Genomic DNA, 9,542 nt, shown 5'->3' with positions numbered 1-9,542 from the left:
GGAGGCGAAGCCGCCGAGCACGCGCCGGAACTCCCGGCTCGGGATGGGGATGTCACGCACGCGCGCTCACCGCCGCCTTGATCAGCGGGCCGGCGGTCGCGCCCCACTCGGCGACGACGGCGTCCTGGTCGGCCATCTTGGCCATGGTCATGTAGAGGCCGCGGGCGGGGACGGTCGCGCCGAGCTCGACGAGCAGCGGGCGCAGGTGGGTCTCGATCGACAGGGCGTGCAGGTCGCCGCCGCCGGTCATGACGGGCACCGCGACGACGCCGTGCAGGCCGTCGGTGTCGTACCGGTCGAGGAAGGCCTTGAGCATGCCGGTGTAGGTCGCCTTGTACGTCGGGGAGGCGACGATGAGCAGGTCGCTGGCCGCCACCCGGGCGGTGAGGTCCGCCAGCTCCGCGTCCGACCAGTCGAACAGGCGCGTGGCGTGGTCGGCCAGGTCGACGACCAGGGCGCCGTCGGCCGCGCCGAGGAACGACGCGACGGCGGTGGCCGTACCGAGGGTGCGGCTCTGGGGCTTGGGGTTGCCCACCAGGATCGTGGTCTTCATCGGGTCGCTCCCGCGGGGTGGACGATCGTGGTGATCGTGCCGTCGGTGTGGTAGAGGCAGACTTCGATGCCGAGGTCGCGCGCGGCGCGGGTGCTCCAGGCCGCGGGGGTGAAGACCTGGGCGGCGGTCTCGCTGACGCACAGCACGATCCGGCTCCGCGGGAAGTAGGCCCCGCGCAGCCAGGTCAGCTTGAACATGTCGGCCATGACCTTGTTGCGGTGCTGGGACCGGAACGTGCCCGTGTTGCCCACGATCTGCACGAGGACGGTGTTGTCCTCGTCGGCTCCCTCGATCTCCAGGCGGCTGCCGTCGCCCAGGTCGATCGACTTGGGGCGCAGCTCGATGCCCCGCGCCCGGCCCAGGGCGAGCAGCATCGCCCGCTCCACGCTCTCGGGTCCGAATCTGCGCCATCCGCGTTCCGGCATGAGGTCAATACTATGGATCAAGGTCATTGTCGTCATCGCGTGGCTCCTTCCGTTGTGAGTTGCTTCTCTGTGCGGGCCCGTGCCGGCAGCGTCGCCAGCAGACCCGCGACGGCCAGGACGACCAGGAGGCCCAGGACGGTGCAGGCCACGAGGGTGCCCGCCCCGCTCGCCACCGCGAAGACCGTCACCGGTCCCGCCGCGGCGCCCAGGTCCCCGGCGGTCCGGGTCAGTCCGACGATGGCGCCGGCCGCCCCGGCGGGGTAGGCGTCCCCGGTGATCACCCCGGGCAGCACCCCGACGACCCCGGTGCCCACGGAGTAGGCGACGATCGCGGCCGCGTACCCGATCGGGGTGTGCAGCAGCGGCAGCGCGACGAGCGCGACCGCCGTCACCACCCCGGCGGGGATCAGCAGCCGCGCCCGCGCGCCCCGGTCGATCCACCGCCCGATCAGCGGCATCGTGGCGAGTCCGGCGACCGTGCCCGCGGCGGTGGCGAGGCCGAGCGTGAACGGGGTGAGCCCGCCCGTGTCGTACGCCATCACCGGGACCAGGCCCTGCTCGCCGGCGAACCGGGCGAAGAACGTCGCGAACGACACCCCGCACAGCGCCACCAGCAACGGGGTGTGCCCGAAGCCGCGCAGCGTCAGCGGGGGTCCGCCCGCGGCCGGCGCCGGAGCCGCCCAGTAGTGGGTGGCCGGGCTGATCAGGTCCCAGACCAGGCACGCGAGCACCGGCAGCGCCGCCACGACGAACGTCCCGCCGGTGCCGACCAGGCCGACGACGGCCCCGCCGAGCACCGAGCCGGCCGCCGCCCCGCTCATCTGCACCACCGTCGCGGTCGCCATCACCGCACCGCGCCGCTCCGCCGGAGCACCGGCCACCAGCACGGCGAAGCCGATGGTCACCGCCGCCCCGCCGAGCACGCCCGCCACGAGCCGGAGCCCGATCAGGGCGCCCGCCGAGTGCGCCGCGCCGGTCAGCGCGGTCACCGCGGCGAGGGCGAGGAGCACGACCCGCAGATAGGTACGAGCCGGCAGCCACCGCAGCGCCAGCCCGGCGGGCAGGTTCGCCAGCACCCGGCCCACGCCGAATGCGGTGACGACGGTGCCGAGCAGGGTGGCGGCGATGCCGAAGCGGTCGAGGTGCAGCGGCAGGACGGGGACGACCACACCCCAGGTCATCTGGGCCGATGCGATGAGCGCACAGACCAGGAGGGTCTGGCGGCGCACCCTAGACCGCCAGGTTCTCGCGCAGGGTCCGGCCGGGGTAGCGCGGCGCGAGGGCCCCGCGCCGGCGCAGCTCCGGGGCGAGCAGCTCGGCGATGTCGTCGTAGCCCGACGGCATGCCCAGCGGGCTGGACAGCATGTAGCCGCCGCGGGCGCCGGTCGCCTGGAAGTTCTCCTGCAGCGCGTCGGCGACGGTGGCGGGGTCGCCGATGAGCGTGTGGTCCATGCCGGTCGCGCTCTTCCAGCCGTGCTCGAAGAACTCGGTGCGGCTCATCTCGTAGTCCTCGCCGTGCTCGGCGATGAGCGTGCCGATGAGGCCGGCGGGGGAGGCCTGGGCCAGCGCCGCCTGCCGCTTGAGCTCGCCGAGCGGGAACGACGCGGGCAGCTTGCCGAAGTCGATGCCGGCGTTGTGGGACAGGTACGCCCCCACCGCCTCCTCGCCCCAGAAGCTGAGCACCTCGTCGCGCCGGGCCGCGGCCTCCTCCTTGGTCCGCCCGACGATCACCTGGGTGGCCCAGAGGATGCCGACCGAGCCCGGGTCCCGGCCCTCGTCGCGCAGCGCCTGGTCGAGCAGCCCGCGGTGGCGCTGCTGGGAGGCGACGCTGGCGCCGAAGCCGAACACCACGTCCGCGAAGCGCGCCGACGCCGCGATGCCGCGCGGGGAGGCCCCGGCCTGCACGAGGACGGGCGAGCCCTGCGGGCTGGGCACGCTGGGCAGCGGGCCCTTGACGTCGAAGAACCGGCCGTGGTGGTCGATCGCGTGCACCTTCGCCGGGTCGGCGAACCGGCCCGTCGCGCGGTCGCGAAGGATCGCGTCGGGCGCCACCGAGGACCACAGGGCCCGGCAGACGTCGACGAACTCCTCCATGCGCTCGTAGCGCTGGTCGTGCTCCATCAGCTTGTCGAAGCCGTAGTTCGCGGCGTCGGCGCTGCGGGTGGAGGTGACCACGTTGAAGGCGATCCGGCCCCCGGTCACGTGGTCGAGGCTGTTGAGCAGCCGGGCCACGTAGAACGGGTGCATGAACGTCGACGAGTAGGTCAGGCCGAAGCCGATGTGCTCGGTGACCGTGGACATGGCCGCGATGACCGGGCTCATGTCGTGCCGCGGCCACTGGATGCCCCACTCGACGGCGGCGTCGATCGAGCCGTGCCAGGTGTCCGGGATGCCCGTGCCGTCGCCGAAGAAGAGCATGTCGATGCCGGCCCGCTCGGCGGTGACGGCCAGCTCCATGAACATCCGGTGGTCCGGGAAGTCCCGGCCGACCCAGGAGCCGGCCCGGTTCCACTTGCCCTCGGTGTGCGTGAACGACAGGTCCAGCGCCAGATGCATGCCGGTCATGCGGAGTCCCCCGTTCGCATGCTCTCCTGGCCCTCACCGGCGCGGCCGTCGGCCTCCTGCGGTGGGTGGAGTTCGGTGCAGTCGATCATGCGGTTGCCCCCTGGAACAGGCCCGCCAGCTCGGCGTTGTCGGTCAGCACGGCCGCGGTCAGCTCCAGCTGGGTGAGCGCGGCGGCGTTGACGGCCGGGTCGTACGCGGCGACGGCGTCGCGCGGCACGAGCACCGGGTAGTCGCGCTGGAACGCGTCCACGACGGTGGCCGCCACGCAGCACTCGGTGGTCAGGCCGCAGACGGCGAGCCAGCCGGTGCCGAGGACCATGAGCCTCTGCTCGAGGTCAGTGCCGACGAAGCCGCTGTAGCCCCGCTTGACCACGCGGGTCTCGCCGGGCTCCGGGGTGACGCCGTACCACTCGGCGCCCTCGGTGCCCACCACGCACGGGTTCTCAGCGGGCTCGATGCCCTGGAACCAGTCGCTGGCCCGCCACGGGTGGGCCGGGTCGCTGCCCAGCTCCACCCAGATGACCGGCACGCCGGCGGCCCGGGCGGCCCGGACGGCCTCCGCGGTGCCCTCGACGGCCTTGGCCACGGCGCCCAGGTCGGGGTCGTAGCCGGCGATCCGCTCGGGCTCGGCGAAGTCGCGCTGCACGTCCACCACGATGAGGGCGGGACGCCCCGGCAGCGTCGCGAGCTGCCGGTCGCGCTGGGCACTCATGCCAGGTCCGCGGCGCGGAGCGCGGGGAGCACAGCCTCACCGAAGGGGAGCAGGTCCGCGTGGTAGTCCGGGAAGATCAGCATGAGGCCGTCGAGCTCCGCCTCGGTCGTGATCTTCTGGATGTGCTCGATGACGGTCTCCGGGCCGCCGGTCACGTACGGGGTCTGGAACGCGTCGGTGCCCTTCGCGCCCTCGGCCCACGCCCGCGCCGTCTCGGCCGGGATGCCCCACGACGTGCGCATGTTGAACAGCGCGTCCTTGTCGAGCCCCGCGGAGAAGCGCTCGGCCTTGGCCTCGGCCGCGGCGTCGGTCTCGTCGAGGACGACGGTGAGCATCGAGTACGTCTTCACCGTGCGGCCGTGCTTGATCGCGCGCTCGTGGACGTCGCGCGAGAACTCGCGCATCTGCTCGAGGTTGTCGGCGGACAGGAAGGCGCCGTCGGCGTACCGGGCCTGGAAGTCGCGGCCGGACTCCGAGCGGCCGGCGCTGATGATCGCGGGGCGGGTCGCCGGGTGCGGGCGCGACTCGCACTCGTCGAGCGTGAAGAAGTCGCTCTTCATGGTGACCTTGTCCTCGGTCCACAGGCGGCTGACCGCCTGCGTCCACTCCTCGGTCATCCGGTAGCGCTCGCCGTGCGAGAGCGCCGGGTCCCAGAGGCCCATCTGCTCGAACTCGGCCGCGTACGAGCCGTTGACGATGTTCATGCCCGCCCGGCCGCCGGAGACGTCCTGCAGCGTGGTGAACATCTTCGCCGCGATCGCCGGGTGGTGGATGTTGGCGTGCATGGTCGCCCAGATCTTCACCGTGGAGGTGGCCTCGGCGAGCGCCGACATGAGGGTCATCGACTCCAGCGTCTGACCCCAGTGGTCGGTGCTGCCGCCGAAGCCCTTCCACTTCGCCATGCTCATGATGAAGTCCAGCCCGATGGCCTCGGCGTCGATCGCGACCTTGCGGTTGTACGCGTACGTGGCCTCGGGGTGGGGTGCTGTCTCGGAGAGCATCCAGCCGCCGTTACCGATCGGGAGGAACACTCCGTATTCTTTGGCCGACATAGTGTCCGGCTCCTTTCTGTGCGCTGGTCTCCCCACCCTCTTACGGGGCGGGCCAGATCAGCTTGTCGCCGTCGTAGATGTTCTCGATGAACTGCGGCGCGAACTCGGTACGCTCGTCGTCGGCGCTGATCTGGGTCACGGTGTACTTGTTCAGCATGTCCGCGAGAGCGTGCACGTTGTCCAGGTCGATCGTGCCGAGCGGCGTGCCGGCCTTCCGAGTCTCCTTGACCACCTGGGCCTCGGTCTGCCAGATGCCGACGTTGGCCTGCTGGTCGTAGGGGTAGCCCTGGCTGCCGCCGTCGAGCTCGGCCGTGTACTTCACGCACTCGGCGGCGTTGGCCTCGCAGTACTCGTAGGCGTGCAGGGCCGCGCGGAGCACGTCCTCGACCGCGGTCGGGTGCTCGGCGGCGAACTCGGGGTCGACCGCCATCGAACCCAGCGAGCTGGGCACCTGGTAGTCGGAGGGGCGCCAGACGGTGACCTTCTTGCCGGCGGCCTTGAGCTGGTTGGGCTCGTTGGAGATGAAGCCGGTCAGCGAGTCGACCTGGCCCTGGGGCAGGATCGAGGGGTCGTAGCCGACGACGGTCTGCTGGACCGAGTCGAAGTCGACGCCCTCCTTGATCATCATCGCCTGCACGGCGACCGGCATGGCGCCCTTCTGGCCCAGCTTGGTGCCGTCGAGCTGCTTGAGGCTCTTGATGTCCGGGTTGGTCATGAGAATCTCGAGACCCGAGTTCGAGTACGACGAGATGCCCTGGATGTGGATGCCGTTGGCGTTGGCGGTGAGGATGTCCTGCTGGCTCACCGGGCTGAAGGTGACGTGCCCGGCGGCCATCAGGTTGGTGTTCTGTGCGACGTCGCCGGTGCCGGGCTCCAGCGAGACGTTCAGGCACAGGTCCTCGAAGTAGCCCAGCTTCTTGGCCGCGGCGTACTCGAGGATGGAGGCCGAGGCCTGCCACCCGTAGCCGGAGAGGTAGACGATCTCCCCGGCGGCCTTGTTCTGCTCGCACCGATCCGCCGAGATCAGGGCTCCGGGGGAACGCTCGGCCGAGGGCTTGCTGTCGTCCGACGAGCAGGCACTCGCGGTGACCGCCAGGACGGCGCTCGCTGCTACGGCCAGCGTGGTACGGATCCGGTTTCTCATCGTTTCGCCTCTGGTGCATTCAGGCCGGTACGGGTGGCCGGCGCTCGGGTCAAAAAGGTCGTTCTGTGCCCTGGTACGCGATTACGGGGCGGGCCAGATCAACTTGTCGCCGGTGTAGATGTTCTTGATGTACTGGGGCGCGAACTCCGCCTGCGCGTCCGCGTCGACGATCTTCGTGCCGGTGTACTGGTTGAGCATCGTGACGAGCGAGGACACGTTGGCGCTGTCGACGCTGCCCAGCGGGGTGCCGGCCGGGACGCTGCTGCGGATCACGTCGACCTCGGTGGTCCAGATGCCCTCGTTGGACTTCTCGTCGTAGCCGGCGCCGGTCAGGTCGGCGGCGGCCTTGACGCACTCCGCCGCGTGCGTCTCGCAGTACTCGAACGCGTGCAGCTGCGCCCGGAGCACGTCCTCGACCGCGGTTGGGTTCTTGGTGGCGAAGTCGGGGTTGACGGCCATGGCGCCGAGCGAGCCCGGGACCTTGTAGTCGTACGGGCGCCAGACCTTGACGTCCTTGCCCTGCGCCTTGAGCTGGTTGGGCTCGTTGGAGATGAAGCCGGTCAGCGACTTGACCTGGCCGCGGGGCAGGATCGACGGGTCGTAGCCGACGACGACCTGCTTGATGCTCTTGAAGTCCGCGCCGGCCTGCACGAGCATGGCCTGCACGCCGACCGGCATGGCGCCCTTCTGGCCCAGCGTGGTGCCGTTGAGCTGCTTGAGGTCGGTGACGTCGGGCATGGTCATGAGGACCTCGAGGCCGACGTTGGAGTAGGACGAGATGCCCTGCACCTTGATGCCGTTGGCGTTCGCCGACAGGATGTCCTGCTGGCTGACCGGGCTGAAGGTCACCTTGCCCGAGGCGAGCAGCTTGGTGTTCTGCGCCGTGTCACCGGTGCCCGGCTGCAGCTTGACGTTCAGGCACAGGTCCTTGAAGTAGCCGAGCTTGTCCGCCGCGGCGTACTCCAGGATGGAGGCCGAGGCCTGCCACTGGTAGCCGGACAGGTACGTGATCTCGCCGGCGGCCTTGTTCTTCGCACAGCGCTCGGCCGAGATGGCCGAGCCGCTCGACGCGCTCGGGGACGCCGACGCGTCGTCGTCCGACGAGCCGCACGCGGCGACGGAGCCGAGCAGCGTGGCCGCCGCGGCGACAGCCAGAGTTGTTCGGATTCCGGTTCTCATGTCGTCACTCCTGGTGATTTTTCTCCGGGCAGGGCAAACCGGCCGTCCGAGGCGGACGACCGGCGGAGTTCAGGGATCAGCGGCCGGAACCCTGGCGGGTCTCGTGCCAGTGCAGGACGCGGCGCTCCAGCAGGGTCACCACGAGCAGCAGCAGGGAGCCGAGCACCGCGAGGATCGCGATGGAGGCCCAGACCGCGGCGAGCCGGTTCATCGAGGAGGCGAGGCTGATCGCCGTGCCCAGGCCCTTCGAGGAGCCGGCCGCGGACAGCTCGGCGACGACGGCACCGACGATCGAGAGCGGGAAGACGATGCGCAGCGCGGCGAACAGGTACGGCATCGCGCTCGGGATCCGGATGTACCACAGGGTCTCGAGCCGGGAGGCGTTGACCGTCCGGTAGACCTGCAGCACCGGCTGCGGCACGGTCCGCAGGCCCATCGACGTGTTGATGAGGATGGGGAAGAAGCAGATCAGCCCGGTGACGATGAGCTTGGGCAGCATGCCGAAGCCGAAGGCGACCACCAGCGCCGGGGCGATCGCCACGAGCGGGGTCACGTTGAGGATGACCGCCACGGGCATGATCGCGCGCCGGGCCAGCGGGAACTCGCTGACAACGATGGCAAGCACGAAGGCGCACACGAGGCCGAGCCCCAGGCCGCCGAGCGCCTCCTTCAGGGTCGCCCAGGCGCTGTCGAGGTAGTAGTCGGCGTCCTCGTGGAGGGTGGTGCCGATGTCCTCGAGCGGCGGCAGCAGGTAGGGCAGCTTGTGGGCGCCCCACTGCCAGAGGAAGCCCAGCAGGACCAGCATCAGCACCAGCGGGAGCCACATCCGCGGGTGCAGGAACTCCAGGCTGGGGCGGCGCAGCCGGCGGCGGGCCGCGGGCAGGGGCATGATCACTTCTTGCTCGGCCACGGGTCCTCCTGCGTGCTCAGGACCCGTGGAACGCGCCGCGCAGGGCGTCGCGGACCAGGTCCTCGTAGTGGTGGAACTCGGCCGTCTTGAGCAGCGCCGAGCCGCGCGGCCGGGGGAGGTCCACGTCGATCACCTCGGTGATGCGGCCGGGCCGCGGCGCCATCACCACGATGCGGTCGGAGAGCCGGACCGCCTCGGTGACCGAGTGCGTGACGAACAGGACGGTCGCCTGCAGCTCGTCCCAGAGGTCGAGGAGCTGCTCCTGCAGGCTCTCGCGGGTGAACTCGTCGAGCGCGGAGAAGGGCTCGTCCATCAGCAGCACGTCGGGCCGCAGCGCGAAGGCCCGCACGATCGCGGCGCGCTGCTGCATGCCGCCGGAGAGCTGGCTCGGCAGCTTGTGCATGGCGTCCTGCAGGCCCGCCTTGCGCAGCAGCTCCTCCATGGAGGGCCCGGGCACGCCGGCGCGCTTGCGGGAGGCGGCCCGGTTGACCTTCGCGGGCAGCTTGACGTTCTTGAGCACCGTCAGCCAGGGCAGCAGGGCCGGCGTCTGCGGCACCAGGCCGAGCATCTTGGCCGCGGCCGCCTCGTGCGGGCTCACGCCGCAGACCCGCACCTCGCCGCGCTCCGGGTCCTCGAGACCCGCGACCAGCCGCAGCAGCGTGGACTTGCCGCAGCCGCTGGGGCCGATGACGCTGACGAAGCTGCCCGCCCGGACGCTCAGGTCCACGTCGTTCAGCGCGACCAGTTCGCCGCCCGCGCCGGACGGGTACACCCGGCGGGCACCGGTGACCTGAATGGACGTTGCCGTGGCGACGCTCATGCGAGCGGGCCCTGAACGCGTGCGGGCATGGCGGTCTCCAAGTGGACGGGTAGCGTCGATGGAGCCGAGGAATGCGAGGCGAATACGAGGAATGGCTTCGCGGGACTCAAGCTGAGAGGAACCTAGGGAGGCGATGATTCCGGCGCAAGTAAGCGAAGTTTCCCGTCCGTTAACGCGGGGAA

The 9,542-nt window shown here is 70.8% G+C and carries 10 protein-coding genes; all 10 read right to left on the bottom strand.

Annotated features, from left to right (window positions below; all coding sequences use genetic code 11):
* Positions 1-52: 52 nt before the first annotated feature.
* Positions 53-553, bottom strand: a complete 501-nt coding sequence (locus tag RBH18_RS14950) for an NADPH-dependent FMN reductase (protein ID WP_306208025.1) — start codon at positions 551-553, stop codon at positions 53-55.
* The gene (locus RBH18_RS14945) at positions 550-1,014 is read right to left on the bottom strand and encodes a hypothetical protein (RefSeq protein ID WP_306208023.1); all 465 of its coding nucleotides are present in this window, start codon (positions 1,012-1,014) and stop codon (positions 550-552) included. Before RBH18_RS14945 ends, RBH18_RS14950 begins: the two co-directional genes overlap by 4 nt.
* Complete coding sequence (locus tag RBH18_RS14940) at positions 1,011-2,207, bottom strand: MFS transporter (RefSeq protein WP_306208021.1); 1,197 nt, start codon at positions 2,205-2,207, stop codon at positions 1,011-1,013. Before RBH18_RS14940 ends, RBH18_RS14945 begins: the two co-directional genes overlap by 4 nt.
* A gap of 1 nt (position 2,208) precedes the next feature.
* Positions 2,209-3,543: an NtaA/DmoA family FMN-dependent monooxygenase gene (locus RBH18_RS14935; RefSeq protein WP_306208019.1), complete on the bottom strand. Its 1,335-nt coding sequence runs from the start codon at positions 3,541-3,543 to the stop codon at positions 2,209-2,211.
* Positions 3,544-3,628: 85 nt separating this feature from the next.
* On the bottom strand, positions 3,629-4,255 hold the full coding sequence (locus RBH18_RS14930) for a cysteine hydrolase family protein (RefSeq protein ID WP_306208017.1): 627 nt from the start codon (positions 4,253-4,255) through the stop codon (positions 3,629-3,631).
* A complete protein-coding gene (locus RBH18_RS14925) occupies positions 4,252-5,286 on the bottom strand; it encodes an LLM class flavin-dependent oxidoreductase (protein ID WP_306208015.1) in 1,035 nt (344 codons plus the stop codon). The genes RBH18_RS14930 and RBH18_RS14925 overlap by 4 nt, the downstream gene beginning before the upstream one ends.
* A gap of 61 nt (positions 5,287-5,347) precedes the next feature.
* Entirely contained in the window at positions 5,348-6,451 is a 1,104-nt protein-coding gene (locus tag RBH18_RS14920) for an ABC transporter substrate-binding protein (RefSeq protein ID WP_306208013.1), read from the bottom strand.
* 81 nt (positions 6,452-6,532) lie between these two features.
* Positions 6,533-7,630, bottom strand: a complete 1,098-nt coding sequence (locus RBH18_RS14915) for an ABC transporter substrate-binding protein (RefSeq protein WP_306208011.1) — start codon at positions 7,628-7,630, stop codon at positions 6,533-6,535.
* A 76-nt stretch (positions 7,631-7,706) separates the two neighbouring features.
* Positions 7,707-8,540, bottom strand: coding sequence for an ABC transporter permease (locus RBH18_RS14910; RefSeq protein ID WP_306208009.1), 834 nt, complete (start codon positions 8,538-8,540; stop codon positions 7,707-7,709).
* A gap of 16 nt (positions 8,541-8,556) precedes the next feature.
* Positions 8,557-9,360 carry an ABC transporter ATP-binding protein gene (locus RBH18_RS14905; protein ID WP_306208007.1) on the bottom strand — a complete coding sequence of 268 codons (804 nt, stop codon included), beginning with the start codon at positions 9,358-9,360 and terminating at the stop codon, positions 8,557-8,559.
* Between the last annotated feature and the right edge of the window lie 182 nt (positions 9,361-9,542).

The organism is Actinoplanes oryzae, assembly GCF_030757795.1.
Lineage (GTDB): Bacteria > Actinomycetota > Actinomycetes > Mycobacteriales > Micromonosporaceae > Actinoplanes.
This window is presented reverse-complemented; position numbering and strand designations above follow the sequence as displayed.

Bases quoted from the DNA above. Each gene is read 5' to 3' on its own strand.
- RBH18_RS14920 (WP_306208013.1), bottom strand. From the start codon at position 6,451: ATGAGAAACCGGATCCGTACCACGCTGGCCGTAGCAGCGAGCGCCGTC.
- RBH18_RS14945 (WP_306208023.1), bottom strand. From the start codon at position 1,014: ATGACGACAATGACCTTGATCCATAGTATTGACCTCATGCCGGAACGC.
- RBH18_RS14915 (WP_306208011.1), bottom strand. From the start codon at position 7,630: ATGAGAACCGGAATCCGAACAACTCTGGCTGTCGCCGCGGCGGCCACG.
- RBH18_RS14935 (WP_306208019.1), bottom strand. From the start codon at position 3,543: ATGACCGGCATGCATCTGGCGCTGGACCTGTCGTTCACGCACACCGAG.
- RBH18_RS14950 (WP_306208025.1), bottom strand. From the start codon at position 553: ATGAAGACCACGATCCTGGTGGGCAACCCCAAGCCCCAGAGCCGCACC.
- RBH18_RS14905 (WP_306208007.1), bottom strand. From the start codon at position 9,360: ATGAGCGTCGCCACGGCAACGTCCATTCAGGTCACCGGTGCCCGCCGG.
- RBH18_RS14930 (WP_306208017.1), bottom strand. From the start codon at position 4,255: ATGAGTGCCCAGCGCGACCGGCAGCTCGCGACGCTGCCGGGGCGTCCC.